This is a genomic window from Burkholderia sp. BCC1972 (assembly GCF_905339605.1).
Taxonomy (GTDB): domain Bacteria; phylum Pseudomonadota; class Gammaproteobacteria; order Burkholderiales; family Burkholderiaceae; genus Burkholderia.
On the sequence record NZ_CAJPGH010000006.1, the window covers coordinates 179,825 to 201,788 of the forward strand.

A 21,964-nucleotide genomic window follows, 5' to 3' on the forward strand; every position below is an offset into this window, starting at 1 on the left:
AATGGAGCGGCTTCGGGATCGCCTTGCCGCTTCCTTTGTTTGATCCGAACGGCAAGGATGGTCAGCCGATCGTCATCAAATTTGCATTGCCGCCGGCCGCTGCCGTATTCACGCTCACCGAGCGCTCCGTCAGCAACCGCTCCAGCGCGTAATCTTCCGCATCGCCGTTCTCGAACGCGCCCACCGACACGCCCTGCACCGACACGATCGGGCCCGGCCGCTGCGCGACGTCCTTCACGAGCGTCTGCAGTTCGTCGCTGTCGCCTTCGAACAGCACCGCGTCGAACGGCGCGTCGGCCTGCTTGCGCACGCTCGCATGCGCCTTCAGCGACGCCGGCAGCGCGGCGACCAGCGCCTCGCCGGCCGCGCCCGCGAACAGCGCACGGTTGCCGGTCGCCAGCACCGCCGCGAACTGCGCACGCGCACCGCCCGGCGTGGCCGCGACACACAGCACCGTGCCGCGCGGGCCGAGTGTATACGTGTTTCGCTCGCCCGTCGGCCCGGCCAGCACGGCGGTCGCACCGGCCGGCACCTGTGCCAGATAGCCGTCGCAACGTGCGGCCAGTACCGGCTCGCGCTGCTCGATCAGCCAGTCGCGCAACGTCGTGAGCGCCGCGGCCGGGTTGCCGCGCGCATCGCCGTCGACCGCGCCGTCAGCGATCAGCGCCTGCGCAAGCGAACGCGGCAGGCCCGACGGACGCGTCGCGAGCAGGCGCTGCAGGTACAGCGCGCCGCCGGCCTTCGGGCCCGTGCCCGACAGCCCTTCGCCGCCGAACGGCTGCACGCCGACCACCGCGCCGATCACGTTGCGGTTCACGTAGATGTTGCCGACGTGCGCGTTCGAAATCACGTGCGCGATCGTCTCGTCGATCCGCGTGTGGATACCGAGCGTCAGCCCGTAACCGGTCGCGCGGATCTGCTCGAGCAGCTTGTCGAGCTGGCTGCGGCGGTAGCGCACCACGTGCAGCACGGGGCCGAACACTTCGCGCTTCAGTTCGTCGATGCTGCCGATCTCGATCAGCGTCGGCGGCACGAACGTGCCGTGCGCGCAGGCGTCCGGCGCCGGCAGCTGCGTGACCGCATGGCCTTTCTCCTTCATCGTCGCGACGTGCGCGTCGATCGTCTGCTTCGCTTCGCCGTCGATCACCGGGCCGACGTCCGTCGACAGCCGGTCGGGGTTGCCGAGCGCCAGCTCGTGCATCGCGCCCTTCAGCATCGTCAGCGTGCGGTCCGCGACATCGTCCTGCAGACACAGAACGCGTAGCGCCGAACACCGTTGACCGGCCGAGTCGAACGACGATTGCATCACGTCCGCGACGACCTGCTCCGCGAGCGCCGACGAGTCGACGATCATCGCGTTCTGGCCGCCCGTTTCGGCGATCAGCGGAATCGGCTTGCCGTCCGGGTCGAGGCGCGCGGCGAGCGTCCTGTTGATCAGGCGCGCGACTTCGGTCGAACCGGTGAACATCACCGCACGCGTACGCGGATCGGCAACCAGCGCCGCGCCGACGGTCTCGCCCGTGCCCGGCAGCAGCTGCACCGCGCCGGCCGGTACGCCGGCCTCGCGCAGCAGGCGCACGGCCTGCGCGGCGATCAGCGGCGTCTGTTCGGCCGGCTTCGCGAGCACCGTGTTGCCGGCGGCAAGCGCCGCGGCCACCTGGCCCATGAAGATCGCGAGCGGGAAGTTCCACGGGCTGATACAAACCACGGGGCCGAGCGGACGGTGCGTGTCGTTCGAGAATTCGTCGCGGATCTGCGCCGCGTAGTAGCGCAGGAAGTCGACCGCTTCGCGGATCTCGGCGATCGCGTTCGGCAGCGACTTGCCGGCTTCGCGCACGATCAGGCCCATCAGCGTGTGCATCTGCGCTTCGAGCAGGTCGGCCGCGCGCACCAGGCAGTCGGCGCGTGCGTCGACCGGCGTCGCCTGCCAGATCGGCGCGGCGGCCACCGCATGCGCGAGCGCCGCGCTCACGTGCTCGGCCGTCGCTTCGCTGACCGTGCCGACCAGGTCGCGCTGGTCGGCCGGGTTGCGCACGTCGCGTGCCGGTGCGTCGGCGAGCGTATCGTCGTCGAGCATCGGCGCCGCGCGCCACGGGAAGTGCGCGCTCGCGAGCAGCGCGGACGACAGCGACGCGAGACGGTGTTCGTTCGACAGGTCGAGGCCCATCGAGTTGGGACGCTCGTCGCCGTACAGGTTGCGCGGCAGCGGGATCTTCGCGTGCGGCGCGCCGAGCGGCACGACCTTCGACGCCTCGTCGACCGGATCGGCGACCAGTTCCTTCACCGGCACGGTCTTGTCCGCGATGCGGTTCACGAACGACGTGTTCGCGCCGTTTTCCAGCAGGCGGCGCACGAGGTACGCGAGCAGCGTCTCGTGCGTGCCGACCGGCGCATACACGCGGCACGGGCGGTTCAGCTTGTCGCGGCCGGTGACTTCCTCGTACAGCGGCTCGCCCATCCCGTGCAGGCACTGGAATTCGTACTGACCGGGGTAGTAGTTCTGGCCGGCCAGGTGATAGATCGCGGCCAGCGTGTGCGCGTTGTGCGTCGCGAACTGCGGGTAGACGGCGTCCGGTGCCGCGAGCAGCTTCTTCGCGCACGCGAGGTACGACACGTCGGTGTAGATCTTGCGCGTGTAGACCGGATAGCCTTCGAGGCCGTCGACCTGCGCACGCTTGATCTCGCTATCCCAGTACGCGCCCTTCACGAGGCGGATCATCAGGCGGTGACGGCTGCGGCGCGCGAGATCGATCAGGTAGTCGATCACGAACGGGCAGCGCTTCTGGTAGCCCTGCACGACGAAGCCGATGCCGTTCCAGCCGGCGAGCTCCGGGTCGAAGCACAGCGCTTCGAGCAGGTCGAGCGACAGTTCGAGACGGTCGGCTTCTTCCGCGTCGATGTTCAGGCCGATGTCGTAGCGGCGCGCGAGCAGCGCGAGTGCGCGCACGCGCGGCAGCAGCTCGCTCATCGTGCGGTCCTGCTGCGAGCGCGAGTAGCGCGCATGCAGCGCCGACAGCTTGATCGAGATGCCCGGGCCTTCGTAGATGCCGCGGCCGCCGGCCGCCTTGCCGATCGCGTGGATCGCCTGTTCGTACGACGCGTAGTAGCGCTGCGCGTCCTCTTCGGTCGTCGCCGCTTCGCCGAGCATGTCGTACGAGTAGCGGAAGCCGCGCGCTTCGTACTTGCGGCTGTTCGCGAGCGCTTCGGAAATCGTTTCGCCGGTGACGAACTGCTCGCCCATCAGGCGCATCGCCATGTCGACGCCCTTGCGGATCAGCGGCTCGCCGCCGCGGCCGATCAGGCGCGTGAGCGCCGACGACAGGCCCGCTTCGCTGTTGGTCGTCACGAGCTTGCCGGTGATCATCAGCCCCCAGGTCGCCGCGTTCACGAACAGCGACGGCGCGTGGCCGACGTGCGAGCGCCAGTCGCCCTTGCTGATCTTGTCGCGGATCAGCGCATCGCGCGTCGCACGGTCGGGAATGCGCAGCAGCGCTTCGGCGAGGCACATCAGCGCGACGCCTTCCTGGCTCGACAGCGAGAACTCGTGGATCAACCCTTCGACGCCGCCGCCCGAACTCTTCTCGCGCAGCGCCTCGACCAGCTTCGTCGCGAGCGCCTGCACGTCCGCCTGCAGGTTCGCCGGCAGGCGCGCCTGGCCGAGCAGGAACGGCACGCATTCCGGCTCGGGGCGGCGGTACGCGGCCGTGATCGCCGCGCGCAGCACCGATTGCGGCTGCACGTTCTGCGCGAACTCGAGGAACGGATGCGGCGAGTTGTCGTCGTCGCCGTCCGCCGCCTGACCGTCGGCGAGCTCCGTCACGCCGCTGTGGCCCGACAGTTCCGGCGGCAGCTGGCCGTGCTCGATCCGCTCGAGATACGCGAAGATCGCCTGCTTGATCAGCCAGTGGGGAGTGCGCTCGAGACGCGCGGCGGCGTCCTTGAGGCGCGAGCGGAGAAGGTCGTCGACTTTGACGCCGAGAGTCGTGCTTGCCATGGTGGGTTCGTGCGCCGGTGCGAGCCCGGCAATGTGGTGTGAGAGGATGCGCGAAATCCTACGGCACGCAATAAAAAGGTGCAACCAAATTGCGAGGTAGGTTGCACCCATAAGTTAGCCAATATAATCAGTCACTTATGCGGTTGCAACCTAGGGGTTGCCCGTGGTCGGAGGATCGGTGTTTTCCCTGATCGGGGCGATTCGACACGCGCGTGCAACCTTCTGCGCGCGCGGAAGCGGCCGAAAACGGGTTGCACTGGGTGGGATGACGGGATGCGGCGCCCGGCCGGGGGCGCGACAAGAGACAGTCGAGCGGCGCCCGACGGGCCGGACTGCTTGCAGGCTGACTGGCTACGGCAGCACGCCGCTCAGATATCCAGCGGATCGACCTCGACGCTCCAGCGCAGCACGCCCTTCAGCGCGCGCAACTCCGGCTGCCATGCGCGCAGCGCGTGCTGCAGCGCCGCCCGCGACGCGCTTTCGAGCAGCAACTGCGCTCGGTGGACGTTCGCGACCTTGACGATCGTCATCGGCACCGCGTCGTAGACGGTCACGCGATCGGCGCCCGGCAGGCCGGGCAACGCGGCCGCGGCCTGCAGCAGGAACGCGAGCGCCGCGTCGAGCGTGCGCCCCTCGGCGCGCAGCAGCGCCTGGTAGACGAACGGCGGCAGGTGCGCGTCGCGGCGCTCGCCGAGCGTCGAATTCGCGAAGCCGACGTAATCCTGCCGCCCGAGCGCGTGGTACAGCGCGTGGCGCGGGTAGCGCGTCTGCACCATCACCTCGCCCGGCAGCCCCGCGCGGCCAGCACGACCGCTCACCTGCATCAGCTGCGCGAACAGCCGTTCGCTCGCGCGAAAGTCGTGCGAGAACAGCGCGGTATCGGCATTGAGCACGCCGACGAGCGACACGCGCTGGAAGTCGTGCCCCTTCGCGATCATCTGCGTGCCGACCAGGATGTCGACCTCGCCCGCGTGCACGTCGGAGAACAGCGCCTGCGCGCTGCCCTTGCGGCGCGTGCTGTCCGCGTCGATCCGCAAGATGCGCGCGCCGGGCACGGCCTCGGCCAGCGCCTCCTCGATGCGCTGCGTGCCGCGCCCGAGCGGCGCGATGTCGACGTTCCCGCACTCGGGGCACGACCGCGGAATGCGCGCTTCCCAGCCGCAGTGATGGCAGCGCAGCGCATGCTCGGGCTTGTGCAGCACGACGTACGCACTGCAGCGCGGGCAGCCGGCGACCCAGCCGCATGCGTCGCACGCGAGCTGCGGCGCGTAGCCGCGCCGGTTCAGGAACACGAGGCTCTGCTCGCCGCGCTCGAGCCGCGCCTTCAGCGCCGCGACGAGCGGCCCCGACAGCCCGCCCATCGACGCACGGCCGCGCCGCCGCTCCTCTTCGAGATCGATCAGCCGCACGGTCGGCAGCGTCGCGTCGGCCACCGCGCGACGCGACAGCGTGAGCCGCGTGTAGCGCCCTTGCTCGGCCTGCCACCAGCTTTCCAGCGACGGCGTGGCCGAGCCGAGCACCACCGTGATGCCGAGCTGCTTCGCGCGCCACACAGCGAGATCGCGCGCCGAATAGCGCAGCCCTTCCTGCTGTTTGTATGCGGGCTCGTGCTCCTCGTCGACGACGATCAACGCGAGCATCGGCATCGACGCGAGCACCGCCAGGCGCGTGCCGAGCACGATCCGCGCGCGCCCCGTGTGCGCGGCCAGCCAGTTGCGCGCCCGCTCGCCCTCGGCGAGCCCGCTGTGCAGCGTGACGATCGCATCGTCGGCGAGCGCGCCCGCGAAGCGCGCGCGAAACGCGGCCTCGAACTGCGGCGTCAGGTTGATTTCGGGCACGAGCACGAGCGCCTGCGCGTCCGGCCGCGCGTCGAGCAGCGACGCGAGCGCATGCAGGTAGACCTCGGTCTTGCCGCTGCCCGTCACGCCGTGCAGCAGGAACGGCGCGAAGCCCTCGCCCGCGCGGATCGCGTCGAGTGCCTCGGCCTGCTGGTCGGTCAGCGCTGGCGGCACAGTTCGTCCACCGGTTGTCGACAGGTTATCCACAGCTTTGGGCACAGGAGCGTCGGCCCAGCCGATCTCCTCGACGTCGACCCAGCCGCGTGCCGCCCAGTCGTCGAGCGTCGCGGCCGCCTTCGGATGCAGCGCGCGCGCATCGGGCAGCGTCAGCGAGCCGGTGTCGACGAGCGCCTGCGCGAGCCGCCGCAGCGCCGCGCCGCGAGCGGGCAGCGCATCGGGCAGCGCCGCGCGGCCGGCGTCCGTCGGCTGGTAGCGCACTTCGGGCGCGAGCAACCGCCCCCAGCGCCCGGCGTCGCGCAGCGCCTGCGGCAACGCCGGCAACGCGACCTCACCGCGCCCGCGCTGATAGTAATCGGCGGCGAACGACACGAGCGCGAGCCAGTCGGGCGACAGCGGCGGGAGATCGGTGCAGATTGCGTCGACCGCGCGTAGCCGCGACGGCGGCACATCGGTGTGAGTCGTCACTTCGCAGACGAGCCCGACCGCCTGCCGCTTGCCGAACGGCACCTGCACGAGCGTGCCGGGCACGGGTGCCGGATGCGCGTCGCAGCGGTAGTCGAACAGGGTCGCGAGCGGATGGTCGAGCGCGACGCGCAGGTAGGTGCCGCTCATTGCGGCGCTCCGGCGGCAGCGATGCGCGAAGTGCAGGCGGCTTGCATCCGCGTCCGCATCGCGGCAGCAGACTTAAAGTAAAACTTCAGATTCGGCGCTAAGTTTTGGATTCGCATTAGGAATCGCCGTATACCCTGGCCAGCCTGTGGATAACTTTGTTGAGAACTCGCCGCTCAATGGCCGCAACGCGCGCGGGGCCGTGCTTTTCGCTGTTTTTCGCCGCGCATTGCGCCGCCCCGCGAAGCCTTATTCCATAAGGCTGCTATTCAAATTACCGAACCATAGCGAGACAAATTGACCGATACAGGGCTCTACCGCGCTGCAACGTGGAAAATGTGTATAAGTCAAGTCTTGACAAGCACCGAATCGGCAACGGGTGCGGGGTTGCGCCCTGTTTAGTTTCAAAAACGAAACATCGTCATGCCGCAGCGCAGCATGACGGCACTTGCGTTCAGCGCGCCGCTCCGCTACGGATCGCGCGGCTGTGGCTGTGCACTTCGTCGACGAGTTCGGCGACGTGATCGGGCGACGTGAATTGCGAGATGCCGTGGCCGAGGTTGAACACGTGGCCGGGGTGGTTGCCATAGCTGTCGAGCACCGCACGCGCCTGTTCGCGCACCGCGGCCGGCGGCGCAAACAGGATCGTCGGATCGAGGTTGCCCTGCAGCGCGACACGCCCGCCGACGCGCTCGCGCGCGGCGCCGAGGTTGACCGTCCAGTCGAGCCCGACCGCGTCGACGCCGGTCGCCGCGATCTCTTCGAGCCACAGCCCGCCGCCCTTCGTGAACGTGACCACCGGCACGCGCTCGCCGTCGTGCTCGCGCTTGAGCTGCGACACCACGCGGCGGATGTAGTCGAGCGAGAAGCGCTGGTATGCGCCGTCGGCCAGCGCGCCGCCCCACGTATCGAAGATCATCACGGCCTGCGCGCCCGCTTCGATCTGCGCGTTCAGGTACGCGGCCACCGCCTGCGCGTTCACGTCGAGGATCCGGTGCATCAGGTCGGGGCGCGAATACGCCATCGACTTCACCGTACGGAAATCGTCCGACCCGCCGCCTTCGACCATGTAGCACGCAAGCGTCCACGGGCTGCCCGAGAAGCCGATCAGCGGCACGCGCTGGCGGCCCTGGCCGTCGGTGAGCGCACGGCGGATCTCGCGCACGGCGCCCGTCACGTAGCCGAGCGTCTCCTCGATGTCCGGCACCGCGAGCTTCGCGACGTCGGCCTCGGTGCGCACCGGATGCGCGAACTTCGGCCCTTCGCCGACCTGGAAGTCGAGGCCGAGCCCCATCGCGTCCGGAATCGTCAGGATGTCCGAGAACAGGATCGCGGCGTCGAGCGGGAAGCGCTCGAGCGGCTGCAGCGTCACCTCGGTCGCGTAGTCGGGATTCTTCGCGAGACCGAGGAAGCTGCCGGCGCGCGCACGCGTCGCGTTGTATTCGGGCAGGTAGCGGCCGGCCTGGCGCATCAGCCAGATCGGCGTGTAGTCGGTCGGCTCGCGCAGAAGCGCACGCAGGAAGGTGTCGTTGAGCAGGTTATGGGCCACGGTAGGAGCGACGATGCGAAGGCAAAGCGGCATTTTACCGGACAGCCGCCCTCAGGCTGCGCATGCCGACGCGATGGCGGCCATATGACGCGCGCGATGGCTCCGTTATGATCGGACGCTCATATCGCACGAAACGAAGGAGGGAGACCGATGAAGACATTCGCCACGCTCGCCGCGGCCGCGCTGCTCTGCTGCGCCGCCGCGCACGCGCAGACCGCCACGGGCACCGCCGCCGCACCGGGCGCCGGTTCGCGGCTCGACGACGTGCTCGCGCGCGGCACGCTGCGCGTGTGCACGACGGGCGACTACAAGCCGTATTCGTACTACCGCGCGGACGGCCGTTTCGAGGGCATCGACATCGACATGGCCGAATCGCTCGCAAAATCGCTCGGCGTGAAAACCGACTTCGTGAAGACGAGCTGGCCGAACCTGACCGCCGATTTCGTCGCGAAATGCGACATCGCGGTGGGTGGCGTGTCGACGACGCTCGAGCGCCAGAAGCGCGTGTTCTTCACGCAGCCGTACGTCGTCGACGGCAAGACGCCGATCGTGCGCTGCGCGGACGCCGACAAATACCAGACCGTCGCGCAGATCGACCGGCCCGAGACGCGCGTGATCGTGAACCCGGGCGGCACCAACGAGCGTTTCGCGAAGCAGTTCTTCACGCATGCGAACCTGACCGTCTATCCGGACAACGTGACGATCTTCAAGCAGATCCTCGCGGGCAAGGCCGACGTGATGGTGACGGACGCGTCCGAGACGCAGCTGCAGCAAAAGCTGAATCCGGGGCTGTGCTCGGTGCATCCGGACAAGCCGTTCCAGTTCGGCGAGAAGGCGTACATGGTGCCGCGCGGCGATGTCGCGTTCCAGCAGTACGTCGACCAGTGGCTGCATCTCGCGCTGTCGACCGGCGAATACCAGGCGATTTCGGACAAATGGCTGAAGTGAGCGCGCCCGCGCGCGGCGGCCGATAACGGGCCTCGACCCCGCGGCCGCTGCCTCCCGAATGCGCGGCATGGCGGCGGCAAACCTGCCGCCGTTACACGTCGCCGTCGTGCCGAAGCGCTCCGCGATCGCGGCAAAACCATTTGAATCGGCCGTTCGGCCGACTTCCGCGCATTCCAATCACGTTTCAAAATCTTTCTGACGAATGAATCGTCATAGGCGGTATCGGTCATGCCACGCACTTTCTCGCGTGAAAATCGGCAATTCATCGCGCCCGATACGCATGAAAAACGCATCGCGCGCATGCGCTGAAAACGCTGCGGAAAATATGGGTAAAAATGACCTTTTTCAGGACCCCGAAAACAGAAAAAAATCCCGCCAAGCCTTATCTGGCGGGCGTTACAACCTGAAACACTTTGTTACCGCGACGGGTCATTAATTCGCCCACAATGGCCTCAACGGTTTCAACACGGATGCGGTCTCGTGTGCCAAGTGTGAGCGGACGCGAAGCGCTGCGAGCCAGTCGGTCACGTACCGAAGCCCTTCCGAGGGGCATCCCTGTTGGAGTCGTTTCCGGCCCCCCGCCGGATTCGGTTTCATCTTTGGTCTCCTCGCGCTAACCCCGTAGCGTGTGGTTTTTAGCGGGCTAATAAGCCCGCTTTTTTTCGTCCATAGAAAGCGTAGCGACCTGCATGGGGCAGCCCGCAGGCCGCCACGTTTTTTCCCGCCGCCGCACCGCGTCAAGCGGTCTTCTGCACGTCGAGTTTCAGTTCCTCGATCATCCGGTCGCGCATCACGAACTTCTGCACCTTGCCCGTCACCGTCATCGGCAGCTCGTCGACGAAGCGGATGTAGCGCGGAATCTTGTAATGCGCGATCTGCCCGGTGCAGAACGCACGCACGTCGTCCTCGGTCATCTGCTCGTCCGCGCGCAGCACGATCCACGCACACAGCTCCTCGCCGTATTTCGCATCGGGCACGCCGAAGACCTGCGCGCTCTGGATCTTCGGATGCCGAAACAAGAACTCCTCGATCTCGCGCGGATAGACGTTCTCACCGCCGCGGATCACCATGTCCTTCAGGCGGCCGACGATGTTGCAGTAACCGTCCGCGTCGAGCGTCGCGAGGTCGCCCGTGTGCATCCACCCGTCGACCAGCACCTCGCGCGTCTTCGCGTCGTCGGCCCAGTAGCCGAGCATCACCGAATAGCCCTTCGTGCACAGCTCGCCCGTTGCGCCGACCGGCACGATGTCGCCGCTCGCATCGACGATCTTCACTTCCAGGTGCGGCTGGATGCGGCCGACCGTCGTCGTGCGCTTCTCGAGCGGATCGTCGGTCGAACTCTGGAACGACACGGGGCTCGTCTCCGTCATCCCGTATGCGATCGTGATCTCCGACAGGTGCATCTGCGACACGACGCGCTTCATCGTCTCGATCGGGCACGGCGAGCCGGCCATGATCCCAGTGCGCAGCGTCGACAGGTCGAACGTCGGGAACGCCGGATGATCGAGCTCCGCGATGAACATCGTCGGCACGCCGTGCAGCGCGGTGCAGCGCTCGCCGGCCACGGCCGCGAGCGTCGCGACCGGGTCGAACGCCTCGCCCGGGAACACCATCGCCGCGCCCTTCGACACGCATGCGAGCACGGCCAGCACCATCCCGAAGCAGTGGTACAGCGGCACGGGAATGCACAGCGTGTCCTGCTCGGTGAAGCGCATCGCGGTCGCGATCGAGCGCCCGTTGTTGACGACGTTGCGATGCGTGAGCGTCGCGCCCTTCGGGCTGCCCGTCGTGCCGCTCGTGAACTGGATATTGATCGGGTCGTTGGCCGTGAGCGACGCGCCGATCGCATCGAGCAACGCGGGATCGACCGCCTGGCGGCCGCGCGTCATCACGTCCGCGAAGCGGAACATGCCGGCCGGCGCGACGTCGCCCATCGACACGACCGTGCGCAGGCTCGGCACGCGTGCCGCATGCAGGTCGCCCGGCGTCGCGGTCGCGAGCTCCGGCGCGATGGTCTGCAGCATCTCGACATAGGCCGACGACTTGAAGCGCTCGGCCGAGATCACGGCCTTGCAGCCGACCTTGTTCAGCGCGTATTCGAGCTCCGCGAGCCGGTAGGCCGGATTCAGGTTGACGAGCACCGCGCCGATCCGCGCGGTCGCGAACTGCGTGAGCAGCCATTCGCTGCGGTTCGGCGACCAGATACCGACGCGGTCGCCCTTCACGATGCCGAGCGCGGCCAGGCCGGCCGCGAGCACGTCGACCTCGTTCGCGAACTCGCGCCAGGTCCAGCGCACCTGCTGCTCGCGGAACACGACGGCCGGACGATCGGGAAAGCGGCCCGCCGTGTCGAGCAGGAACCGGCCGATCGTCGCTTCGGACAGCGGCACGTCGGTCGCGCCGCGCACGTACGACAAGCCGTTCTCGGGCGCGATCAGCGCCTCCTTGCCAAGGTCTGCTGCCATCGATGTCTCCGTCCGTTTTGTCTGATCGGCCCGCGCGCGCCGGCTGTGCACGCCTGCTGCGCGCGCCTCCGCCGCAATGATCGCAACGGGCGGCCTCATCGCGGATGATGCCGCGCTCCGCTGACGACACTCTGACATCGAATCGCGGCGGACGGGTGAAATAGCACGACCGGACGGAATGATCCGACCCGTAAAACGCAGACGAAAAAAAAGCAGCCCGAAGGCTGCTTTCTTTCGCGGGATACGCGGCGCGGCTCAGTGCCGGCTGCGGATCTTCGCCAGACGCTGGATCGCTTCGAGCTGCGCCATCGCGGTCGCGAGCTCGGATTGCGCCTTTGCGAGGTCGAGATCCGACTTCGCGTTCTGCAGCGTTTCCTCGGCACGCTTGCGTGCTTCCTCGGCTTTCGCCGCGTCGAGGTCCTTGCCGCGGATCGCGGTATCGGCGAGCACCGTCACGGCGCCCGGCTGCACTTCGAGAATGCCGCCCGCGACGAACACGAATTCGTCGTTGCCGCCCTCGACTTCGATGCGCACCGCACCCGGACGAATCCGCGTGATCAGCGGCGTGTGGCCCGGCAGAATACCCAGCTCACCCGTTTCGCCCGGCAGCGCGACGAATTTCGCCTCGCCCGAGAAGATCTGCTCTTCCGCGCTGACGACGTCTACTTTGATGGTTGCCATATCGACTCCGATCTCATCCACAGGTTGAGCGTATTGCGGCCGGCGCGGGCGGCCGGATAAGTCATCGCTGACTCATTGCTCCGGCCGGCACACGCCGGCTTGCGACTCACTCAAGCCTTTACTGGATCTTCTTGGCCTTCTCGAAGGCTTCGTCGATCGTGCCGACCATGTAGAACGCCTGTTCCGGCAGGTGGTCGCACTCGCCGTCGACGATCATCTTGAAGCCACGGATCGTTTCCTTCAGCGGCACGTACTTGCCCGGCGAGCCCGTGAACACTTCAGCAACGTGGAACGGCTGCGACAGGAAACGCTGGATCTTACGTGCACGTGCGACCGACAGCTTGTCTTCCGGCGACAGTTCGTCCATGCCCAGAATCGCGATGATGTCGCGCAGTTCCTTGTAGCGCTGCAGCGTCTGCTGAACGCGACGCGTGATCGAGTAGTGCTCTTCACCGATCACGTTCGGGTCGATCTGGCGCGACGTCGAGTCGAGCGGGTCGACCGCCGGGTAGATACCCAGCGAAGCGATGTCACGCGACAGAACGACGGTTGCATCCAGGTGGCCGAAGGTCGTAGCCGGCGACGGGTCGGTCAAGTCGTCCGCAGGGACGTACACGGCCTGGACCGACGTAATCGAGCCCTTCTTGGTCGACGTGATGCGCTCTTGCAGCTTGCCCATTTCTTCAGCCAGCGTCGGCTGATAGCCCACTGCCGACGGCATACGGCCGAGCAGTGCCGACACTTCGGTACCGGCCAGCGTGAAACGGTAGATGTTGTCGACGAAGAACAGCACGTCGAGGCCTTCGTCACGGAAGTGCTCGGCCATCGTCAGGCCGGTCAGCGCGACGCGCAGACGGTTGCCCGGCGGCTCGTTCATCTGGCCGTACACCAGCGCGACCTTGTCGAGAACGTTCGAGTCCTTCATTTCGTGGTAGAAGTCGTTCCCTTCACGGGTACGCTCGCCCACGCCCGCGAACACGGAGTAACCGCCGTGTTCCTTCGCGATGTTGTTGATGAGCTCCATCATGTTGACGGTCTTGCCCACGCCGGCACCGCCGAACAGGCCAACCTTGCCGCCCTTCGCGAACGGGCAGATCAGGTCGATGACCTTGATACCCGTTTCGAGCAGTTCGGTCGACGGCGACAGTTCGTCGAACGCCGGAGCCTTCTGGTGGATCGAACGCGTCACGTCGCTTTCGATCGGGCCAGCTTCATCGATCGGACGGCCGAGGACGTCCATGATCCGGCCGAGGGTCGGCTTGCCGACCGGCACCGAGATCGGCTTTGCCGTGTTCTTCACGGTCAGGCCGCGGCGCAGGCCGTCGGATGCACCCAGACAAATGGTACGGACCACGCCGTCGCCCAGCTGCTGCTGGACTTCGAGCGTCAGTTCCGAGCCATCGAGAATAAGCGCGTCGTAGATCTTCGGCATGCTGTCGCGCGGGAATTCCACGTCGATAACGGCGCCGATGCACTGTACGATCTTGCCTTCTACCAAAGCAGCAGTACTCATCGCTTTTCCTTTAAATACCTGATTCTTTACTCGCGCAAAGGCGCAGTTGTCGTCCCGGGCGCGCGCTTAAACAGCGGCTGCGCCGCCGACGATCTCCGACAGTTCTTTCGTGATCGCGGCCTGACGGCTCTTGTTGTACACGAGCTGCAGTTCGCTGATCACCGTCTTCGCGTTGTCGGACGCGGCCTTCATCGCGACCATGCGCGCCGATTGCTCGGACGCCATGTTTTCCGCGACGGCCTGGTACACCAGCGCCTCGACGTAACGCACGAGCAGTTCGTCGACGACTGCCTGCGCGTCCGGCTCGTAGATGTAATCCCACGACGTGGCCGGCGTACCGTCATCGGCTTCGAAGTGTTCCGACGACAGCGGCAGCAGCTGCTCGATCACGGCTTCCTGCTTCATCGTGTTGACGAAGCGCGTGTAAGCGATATAAACCGCCGACAGCTTGCCTTCCGAGTACAGATCGAGCTGCGTCTTCACGGCGCCGATCAGCTTGTCCAGATGCGGGGTGTCGCCGAGGTGCACGACCTGCGACATCACCTTCGCGCCGAAGCGGTTCAGGAACCCGAGGCCCTTGCTACCGATCGCGGTGGCTTCGACCTTCTGGCCCTTCTCTTCCAGCTCCTTGAACTTCTGAACCGTCGCACGCAGCACGTTGGTGTTCAAACCGCCGCACAGACCCTTGTCCGTCGTGACGAGAATGACACCAGCCGTGTTCGCGCCGTCGTTTGCCACCATGAACGGGTGGCGGTACTCGGGGTTCGCGCGGCTCATGTGCGCGGCGATGGCACGGACCTTGTCTGCATACGGACGAGCGGCGCGCATGCGTTCCTGCGCGCGACGCATCTTCGATGCAGCCACCATCTCCATCGCCTTCGTGATCTTGCGCGTGTTCTGCACGCTCTTGATCTTGCCGCGAATTTCCTTCATTCCAGCCATAGCTTGCTCCTTGACCGAAGCGGCGCGGGTGCTCGGCACCCGCGCGGCCTCAGTGTGTCACTCGCGGATCAATAGGCACCGGACTTCTTGAAGGATTCGATCGCCGAGCGCAGTGCGCCTTCGTCGTCCTTCGAGAGATCCTTGGTGTCTTCGATGCGCTTGATGAGGTCAGCGTGGCTGGTCTTCAGGTTTTCGCGCAGGCCCTTCTCGAACGACAGCACTTGCTTGACGTCGAGGTCGTCGAGGTAGCCGTTGTTCGCGGCGTACAGCGACACGGCCAGTTCCCAGACCTGCAGCGGCTGGTACTGCGGCTGCTTCAGCAGTTCCGTCACGCGGCGGCCGCGCTCGAGCTGCTTGCGGGTCGCTTCGTCGAGGTCCGATGCGAACTGCGCGAATGCAGCCAGTTCACGGTACTGCGCGAGGTCGGTACGGATACCGCCCGACAGCTTCTTCACGACCTTCGTCTGAGCGGCGCCACCAACGCGCGACACCGACACGCCGGCGTTGATTGCCGGGCGGATGCCTGCGTTGAACAGGTCGGTTTCCAGGAAGATCTGGCCGTCGGTAATCGAGATCACGTTCGTCGGAACGAACGCGGTCACGTCGCCAGCCTGCGTTTCGATGACCGGCAGTGCCGTCAGCGAACCGCTCTTGCCCTTCACTTCACCGTTCGTGAACTTCTCGACGTACTCTTCCGACACGCGAGCCGCACGCTCCAGCAGACGCGAGTGCAGATAGAACACGTCGCCCGGGTACGCTTCACGGCCCGGCGGACGGCGCAGCAGCAGCGAGATCTGACGGTATGCCCAGGCTTGCTTGGTCAAGTCGTCATAGATGATCAGCGCGTCTTGGCCACGGTCGCGGAAGTATTCGCCCATCGTGCAGCCGGCGTACGGTGCGAGGTACTGCATCGCAGCCGAATCCGATGCCGAAGCAGCGACGACGATCGTGTATTCCATCGCGCCCGTTTCTTCGAGCTTGCGAACCACGTTCATGATCGACGAAGCCTTCTGGCCGATCGCGACGTAGATACAGATCAGGTCCTTGCCCTTCTGGTTGATGATCGCGTCGAGCGCCACCGCGGTCTTGCCGCACTGACGGTCGCCGATGATCAGCTCACGCTGGCCACGGCCGATCGGCACCATCGCGTCGATCGACTTGATGCCCGTCTGCACCGGCTGCGACACCGACTTACGCCAGATCACGCCCGGGGCGATCTTTTCGATCGCGTCGGTCAGCTTCGCGTTGACCGGGCCCTTGCCGTCGATCGGGTTGCCGAGCGCATCGACCACGCGGCCGACGAGTTCCGGGCCAACCGGGACTTCGAGAATGCGGCCCGTCGTCTTGACGATGTCGCCTTCCGAGATGTGTTCGTATTCGCCGAGAATCACCGCGCCGACCGAGTCGCGCTCGAGGTTCAGCGCGAGACCGAACGTGTTGCCCGGAAACTCGAGCATTTCGCCCTGCATCACGTCCGACAGGCCGTGGATACGCACGATACCGTCGGTCACGGAGATCACGGTGCCCTGGTTGCGAACGTCTGCGCTCGCTTCAAGGCCCTGGATCCGGCTCTTGATCAGCTCGCTGATCTCAGAGGGATTGAGTTGCATTATTCGCTCCTGATAGTCAATTCTGTTGCGTGCCGGCGTGGCGCTCAGGCGGTCAAGGCAGCCTGCATCGATGCGAGGCGCGCGCGAACCGAGGTGTCGAGCACTTCGTCGCCGACCGTCACGCGCACGCCGCCGATCAGCGACGAATCGACTTCGACCGTCGGTTTCAGCTTGCGCTTGAACTTGCGTTCGAGGCCCGAGACGAGGCTTTCGAGATCCGAGCCGTTCAGCGGGAACGCGCTCACGATCTCGGCGTCGGCTGCGCCTTCACGTTCGTTCTTGAGCGCCTCGAACTGCTCGGCAATTTCCGGCAGCAGCGCGATGCGATGATTGTCGACCAGCATCTGCACGAAGTTCTTCGCTTCGGCGCCGGCCGCGAGCGGCGACTTCACCGCAGCAAGCAGCAACTCGGCTACTTGCGTGCGCGTCACCTTCGGGCTCGACGCGACCGACAGTACTTCCGGCAGACGCGCAACCTGGGCCAGCTCTTGCACGAGCGTGGACCAGGCGGCGATGTCACCGCCCTCGGCCACGCGGAACAGCGCTTCTGCGTAAGGGCGGGCGATGGTTGCAAGTTCGGCCATGATCAGAGCTCGGCTTTCAGTTGATTCAGCAGTTGGGCGTGGGCCGTTTGATCGACTTCGCGCTTCAGGATCTGCTCGGCGCCCTTCACGGCCAGCGAGGCGACTTCGCCACGCAGCGCTTCGCGCGCCTTCACGATTTGCTGTTCTGCTTCCGCCTTCGCCTGAGCGACGATGCGGGCGGCTTCAGCCTGGGCGTTGGCCTTGATTTCCTCGGCGACCGCCTGGGCACGCTTTTCAGCGTCGGCGATGCGCTGCTGGCCGTCATTGCGGGCCTGCGCGAGTTCCTGGTCCACGCGCTTGTGCGCTGCGTCGAGTTCCGCCTTGCCCTTCTCCGCGGCGGCGAGGCCGTCGGCGATCTTCTTCGAACGTTCGTCGAGGGCGTTGATCAACGGCGGCCACACGAATTTCATCGTGAACCACGCGAGGACCAGGAACACGACCATTTGCGCAAACAGAGTTGCGTTGAGATTCACGGTGTTTCCTTATCTGCTATTCCGGAAAAATGAAACGGTAAGGCGCTCATCGAGTTGCATTCGATCAGCGCCCCAAGTCTCCGTTCCGCCCTGCGCCGGCTTGCGCCGGACGCATATTTCCGAGGAACCTTAGCCTGCGACGAGCTTCGACAGGAGCGGGTTCGCGAACGCGAACAGCATTGCGACACCCACGCCGATCAGGAATGCAGCGTCGATCAGACCAGCCAGCAGGAACATCTTCGTTTGCAGCGGGTTGATGAGTTCCGGCTGACGTGCGCAGGCTTCGATGTACTTGCCACCCATCAGCGCGATACCGATACAGGCGCCGATTGCACCCAGGCCGATGATGATGCCGATACCGATGGCGGTCAGACCCTGGATGTTGGCGATGTAAGCTTGCATGATCACTCCTTTGTGAAAAGACTTGGAACTGAGATTTAAAAAACTAAAACGGAAACTCTTTCTTGCACGCCGCGCTTAGTGCTTGTCGTGCGCCTGGCCGAGATACACCAGCGTCAGCATCATGAAAATGAATGCCTGCAACAGAACAATCAGGATGTGGAAGATTGCCCAGACGCTACCCGCGATCACATGGCCAACGAAGCCGAGGAACGTTGCGTCGCCACCGAAGCTCCACATGCTGCCGAGCAGGGCGATCAACAGGAACAACAGCTCACCCGCGTACATGTTGCCGAACAGCCGCATACCGAGAGAGACGGTCTTCGCGAGATATTCGACAATGTTGAGCGCGAGGTTCGGGATCCACAGCAGCGGGTGCGCGCCGAACGGTGCCGACAGCAGCTCGTGCACGAAGCCGCCCGCGCCCTTGATCTTGATGCTGTAGTAGATCATCAGGACGAACACGCCGAGCGCGATGCCGAGCGTGCCGTTCAGGTCGGCCGTCGGGACGATGCGATGGTGGGAAATCACGTCCGACAGACCGAGCAGGCCGATCACGCGGCCCGGCAGGTCGACCGGGAGGAAGTCGAGGGAGTTCATCAGCGCGACCCACACGAACACCGTGAGGGCGAGCGGCGCGATGAAGGTACGATTGCCGTGGACGATGGCCTTCGACTGGTCTTCGACCATTTCGACGAGCATCTCGATGGCGCACTGGAAACGGCCCGGCACGCCCGACGTCGCCTTGCGGGCGGCCAGACGCAGCAGGAGGATCGTCACGATGCCGCACACGATCGACCAGAACAGCGTGTCGAGATTCCAGACGTGGATGTCGAAAATCGACGTCTGATGCGAGGTGGAGAAATTCTGCAAGTGGTGCGCAATGTACTCGGACGGATCCGGACCGCGCGTGCCTTCGCTAGCTGCCATATCGTTAATGCCACCCAAATTGTCGAAAATCGTTTTGCCCGTTCCGCAACACGCTATTGCGGGAACGGGCCGGTGCGGTTCGTTGTCGAAACCGCACGCTGCTTGTTCCTTACCGCCAGGCCAGCGCGATCCAGTACGTCTTCAGCACGACGAGGTACGTGACGAGGAACGGCACCCAGTGCACGCCCGCCCAGCCGAACGCCACTGCAGTGAACATCCCGATCGTCAGAGCAAGCTTCAGGGCTTCGCCCATCACCCAGCTCATCACGGTGGCCGAGCCACCTGCCTTCAGTCGTGCCACGAATACCGCACTGGGCACCCAGCCGATCGCTCCGCCCAGAAACGCGGATTGCGCAGCGGCGCCCGGCGACTTCGAAAACAGCCACCACGCCAGCGTTGCAACCAGGGACAGGACCACTTGCGCGAACACCACCTTGTAGGGGGTCACGCGCGAGGGCTTGCTCACGTCCGGACCGAACAGCCTCTCGGCCTCTGTCCGTGTAAGCGGAACGATGTTGTTATCTTGCTGCTCGACATCCCAGTCGTCGGATTCGCGCCACTCGCCGGCCGCCGAAGCGGGGCGTTGCGTGCGCTGATCATCGTGCCTGTCGTCCGGCGCCTGACCCGCCATCGCAATCTTCCGCAAAGTCCTTGAACCCGACCCCAAGCTTTCTGAAAGCTTTCAGGGGTGCCTAGCTAACAAATCCGGGCGATTGTAAGCGATAGTTGCAAGTGATTCAAGGCTTTAGACGCGACAAAAACCTGCATAAAACGACGCCTCATCATGTGAAAAAACACCCGATTCGACGACGTACGATGACAGTTGTAAGGTCGCTTTTTTGCACCGGTATTTCTTGCGCGAAAAATGCCGGCGACAGGGGGGAATGACGGGAAAACGATGCCCGATACGGGCCCGGACGGAGCGGCGCGATCACCACGGGGAAGGTGCGGCAAAGCAACCGCGCGGAATGACTCGGCGCGACGGACTGAACACGCGATACGCCGCGGCCGATCGACCGCGCGCAACGTGCGAATTTCGGCCGGACGCTCACGCATCGATCCGTCCAATCAGTTGTCGCGCCACCACAGATGTTCGACTGTGGGTTGCAGCACTTATCAACAGCCTGTAGCCACTGCGAACGCTGTGCGCCCTCTCCGTCGCGGGAATCGCGCACCTGTGCCGCGCACCCCCGCCTTGCTCAACCGTGAACGAGCAGCCACGCGCCGAGTACCGCGCTCACGAGCGCGAACGGAATCGACACCAGATGAAACGGCAGCCACATGCGCGGCTCCTTCGCGAGACGCACCGCGATCAGGTTCGCGAGCGAGCCGATCGCGAAACCGAAACCGCCGACCGATACGCCGAATGCGAGCGCACGCCAGTCGTGCGTGAATTCCGACAGCAGGATCGCGGCCGGCACATTGCTGATGACCTGTGACAGCAGCGCGCCGGCGGCATAGACGCGCAGCGGCGAATCGAGTTGCGCATGCGCGATCATGTCGTGCACGACGGGCAGCGCAGCCGCCGTGCGCAGCACGACGAACATCAGGACGAAGATCAGCAGCAGCAGCCAGTCGATCTTCAGGACTGCGTCACGTTTGACGGCGAGCAGCACGATGGCGACGCCGACAAGGCCGGGCAGCGGATGGTGCGCATCGGCGAGCAACACGAACGCGGCGAACAGCACCGCCGCGATCAGCGCGTGCATGCGTTGTACGGGGAATGCGTCGGCGTCGCCCGACAGGTCGAGCGGCTTCGCGCGAAACACGCATGCGGTAAGCACGAGCAGCAGCGCCATCAGCGCAAGTGCGAGCGGCCCGAGCGTGACCACGAAACGCCCGAACGACACGCCGCTCAATTGCCACAGGAACAGATTCTGGGGGTTGCCGAGCGGTGTCGCGACGGACCCCGCGTTGACGGCCAGTGCGACAACGATCACGAGACGACGGAACGGCAGCGGCGTCAGCGCACGCAGCGACACCATCAACGGCACGACGACGAACAGCGCGACGTCGTTGGTGAGCCACATCGACAGCACCGCGGCGAACCCGACGAGCAGCATCGCGAGCCCGCGCTCGGAATGCACGTGATGAACGATGCGGTGCGCGAGCCACATCAGGCAGCCGGACAGCTCGAGCGCCTTGGTCAGCATCAGCAGGCCCGCGAGCGTCGCGACGGTCTGCCAGTCGACGCGACCGGCAAGCACCCCAAATGGTTGCGGACGCACCCATTGCAGCACGATCAGGCCGAGCGCAAGCACCGACAGAACCGGTTCCTGCGCAAGCCAGCCGAGCCACCGGCGCGGCGCCGATGCACCCGTCTCCTCCATCGGCGGCCCGTTACTCTTCAGTTGCGACGTTGCCGCGCAGCCGCGCGAGAATGCCTTCGAGCGCGTCGAGGTTGCCGAAGTCGATCAACACCTGCCCGCGTCCGCGGCGGCCGAGCTTGATCTTCACGGTCGACGCGAGCAGGTCAGACAACTCCTCCTCGAGACGGCGCGTATCGCGGCCGCCATCGTCTTTCGCGCGCGCCTTCACGGCCGGCGCTTCCTTCGTCGTGTGCGACACCAGCTTCTCGGTCTCGCGCACCGACATGCGCTTGTTGACGACCTGATGCGCGAGCGTGATCTGCGTTGCCGCATCGACGGCGAGCAGCGCACGCGCGTGGCCCATGTCGAGATCGCCGGCCAGCAGCATCGTCTGCACCGGCGACGCGAGGTTCAGCAGGCGCAGCAGGTTCGACACCGCGCTGCGCGAACGGCCGACCGATTCGGCCGCCTGTTCGTGCGTGAAACCGAATTCGTCGAGCAGGCGCTGGATACCGTGCGCTTCTTCAAGCGGGTTCAGGTCCTCGCGCTGGATGTTCTCGATCAGCGCCATCGCGGCGGCGGCCTGATCGGATACGTCCTTCACGAGTACCGGCACTTCATCGAGGCCGGCCAGGCGCGCTGCACGGAAACGCCGCTCGCCCGCGATGATCTCGTATTTGTCTGATGAAATGGGCCGAACCAGGATCGGCTGCATCACGCCCTGCGCGCGAATGCTCGCCGCGAGCTCCTGCAGGCTGCCCTCGTCCATCCGCGTCCGCGGCTGGTACTTGCCGGCCTGCAGCTTGCCGAGCGCGAGCGTGTTCGGTGCCCCTTCGATCTTCACCGCTTCGGTGATATCGGCACTGCCGCCGAGCAGCGCTTCGAGGCCACGTCCCAAGCCCTTCTTCTTTGGTACCGCGTTCATGTCTTTCTTCCTCGC

17 protein-coding genes are annotated in these 21,964 nt (G+C 65.6%); 2 read left to right on the plus strand and 15 right to left on the minus strand.

The window, feature by feature from the left end; translation table 11 throughout:
- Positions 1–61 precede the first annotated feature (61 nt).
- The 3 genes from putA to hemE form a co-directional block, all read right to left on the minus strand.
- Entirely contained in the window at positions 62–3,994 is a 3,933-nt protein-coding gene (putA, locus tag U5798_RS12095; RefSeq protein WP_322082153.1) for a trifunctional transcriptional regulator/proline dehydrogenase/L-glutamate gamma-semialdehyde dehydrogenase, read from the minus strand.
- Between the two features lie 368 nt (positions 3,995–4,362).
- A complete protein-coding gene (locus U5798_RS12100; RefSeq protein WP_124454640.1) occupies positions 4,363–6,624 on the minus strand; it encodes a primosomal protein N' in 2,262 nt (753 codons plus the stop codon).
- A gap of 451 nt (positions 6,625–7,075) precedes the next feature.
- The gene (gene hemE / locus U5798_RS12105; protein ID WP_322082154.1) at positions 7,076–8,170 is read right to left on the minus strand and encodes a uroporphyrinogen decarboxylase; all 1,095 of its coding nucleotides are present in this window, start codon (positions 8,168–8,170) and stop codon (positions 7,076–7,078) included.
- A 150-nt stretch (positions 8,171–8,320) separates the two neighbouring features.
- Between hemE and U5798_RS12110 the strand changes: the two genes are divergently transcribed.
- Both U5798_RS12110 and U5798_RS12115 read left to right on the plus strand, forming a co-directional pair.
- The gene (locus U5798_RS12110) at positions 8,321–9,118 is read left to right on the plus strand and encodes a transporter substrate-binding domain-containing protein (RefSeq protein ID WP_322082155.1); all 798 of its coding nucleotides are present in this window, start codon (positions 8,321–8,323) and stop codon (positions 9,116–9,118) included.
- Positions 9,119–9,365: 247 nt separating this feature from the next.
- Positions 9,366–9,554: a hypothetical protein gene (locus U5798_RS12115; RefSeq protein WP_322082156.1), complete on the plus strand. Its 189-nt coding sequence runs from the start codon at positions 9,366–9,368 to the stop codon at positions 9,552–9,554.
- Between the two features lie 301 nt (positions 9,555–9,855).
- Here U5798_RS12115 and U5798_RS12120 read toward each other — a convergent pair whose 3' ends face one another.
- The 12 genes from U5798_RS12120 to U5798_RS12175 all read right to left on the minus strand — a co-directional run bounded on the left by U5798_RS12120 (position 9,856) and on the right by U5798_RS12175 (position 21,949).
- Positions 9,856–11,583, minus strand: a complete 1,728-nt coding sequence (locus U5798_RS12120; protein WP_124454632.1) for an AMP-binding protein — start codon at positions 11,581–11,583, stop codon at positions 9,856–9,858.
- A gap of 255 nt (positions 11,584–11,838) precedes the next feature.
- Positions 11,839–12,264, minus strand: a complete 426-nt coding sequence (locus U5798_RS12125; RefSeq protein ID WP_006477288.1) for a F0F1 ATP synthase subunit epsilon — start codon at positions 12,262–12,264, stop codon at positions 11,839–11,841.
- A gap of 118 nt (positions 12,265–12,382) precedes the next feature.
- Complete coding sequence (atpD, locus tag U5798_RS12130) at positions 12,383–13,777, minus strand: F0F1 ATP synthase subunit beta (protein WP_006477287.1); 1,395 nt, start codon at positions 13,775–13,777, stop codon at positions 12,383–12,385.
- Positions 13,778–13,843: 66 nt separating this feature from the next.
- A complete protein-coding gene (gene atpG, locus U5798_RS12135) occupies positions 13,844–14,719 on the minus strand; it encodes a F0F1 ATP synthase subunit gamma (protein ID WP_124454630.1) in 876 nt (291 codons plus the stop codon).
- Positions 14,720–14,787: 68 nt separating this feature from the next.
- Positions 14,788–16,329 carry a F0F1 ATP synthase subunit alpha gene (gene atpA / locus U5798_RS12140; protein ID WP_021160444.1) on the minus strand — a complete coding sequence of 514 codons (1,542 nt, stop codon included), beginning with the start codon at positions 16,327–16,329 and terminating at the stop codon, positions 14,788–14,790.
- Positions 16,330–16,373: 44 nt separating this feature from the next.
- Positions 16,374–16,913 carry a F0F1 ATP synthase subunit delta gene (locus tag U5798_RS12145; protein WP_124454628.1) on the minus strand — a complete coding sequence of 180 codons (540 nt, stop codon included), beginning with the start codon at positions 16,911–16,913 and terminating at the stop codon, positions 16,374–16,376.
- A gap of 2 nt (positions 16,914–16,915) precedes the next feature.
- Positions 16,916–17,386, minus strand: a complete 471-nt coding sequence (locus tag U5798_RS12150) for a F0F1 ATP synthase subunit B (protein ID WP_006751767.1) — start codon at positions 17,384–17,386, stop codon at positions 16,916–16,918.
- Positions 17,387–17,515: 129 nt separating this feature from the next.
- Positions 17,516–17,788: a F0F1 ATP synthase subunit C gene (gene atpE / locus U5798_RS12155; RefSeq protein ID WP_021160442.1), complete on the minus strand. Its 273-nt coding sequence runs from the start codon at positions 17,786–17,788 to the stop codon at positions 17,516–17,518.
- A gap of 75 nt (positions 17,789–17,863) precedes the next feature.
- Positions 17,864–18,715, minus strand: coding sequence for a F0F1 ATP synthase subunit A (gene atpB, locus U5798_RS12160; RefSeq protein WP_039351439.1), 852 nt, complete (start codon positions 18,713–18,715; stop codon positions 17,864–17,866).
- A gap of 109 nt (positions 18,716–18,824) precedes the next feature.
- Positions 18,825–19,346, minus strand: a complete 522-nt coding sequence (locus U5798_RS12165; protein WP_124454626.1) for an ATP synthase subunit I — start codon at positions 19,344–19,346, stop codon at positions 18,825–18,827.
- Between the two features lie 568 nt (positions 19,347–19,914).
- Positions 19,915–21,045 (minus strand): SLC13 family permease, encoded by a 1,131-nt coding sequence (locus U5798_RS12170; protein WP_322082157.1) that lies wholly within the window; start codon positions 21,043–21,045, stop codon positions 19,915–19,917.
- 10 nt (positions 21,046–21,055) lie between these two features.
- The gene (locus tag U5798_RS12175; protein ID WP_011546803.1) at positions 21,056–21,949 is read right to left on the minus strand and encodes a ParB/RepB/Spo0J family partition protein; all 894 of its coding nucleotides are present in this window, start codon (positions 21,947–21,949) and stop codon (positions 21,056–21,058) included.
- Between the last annotated feature and the right edge of the window lie 15 nt (positions 21,950–21,964).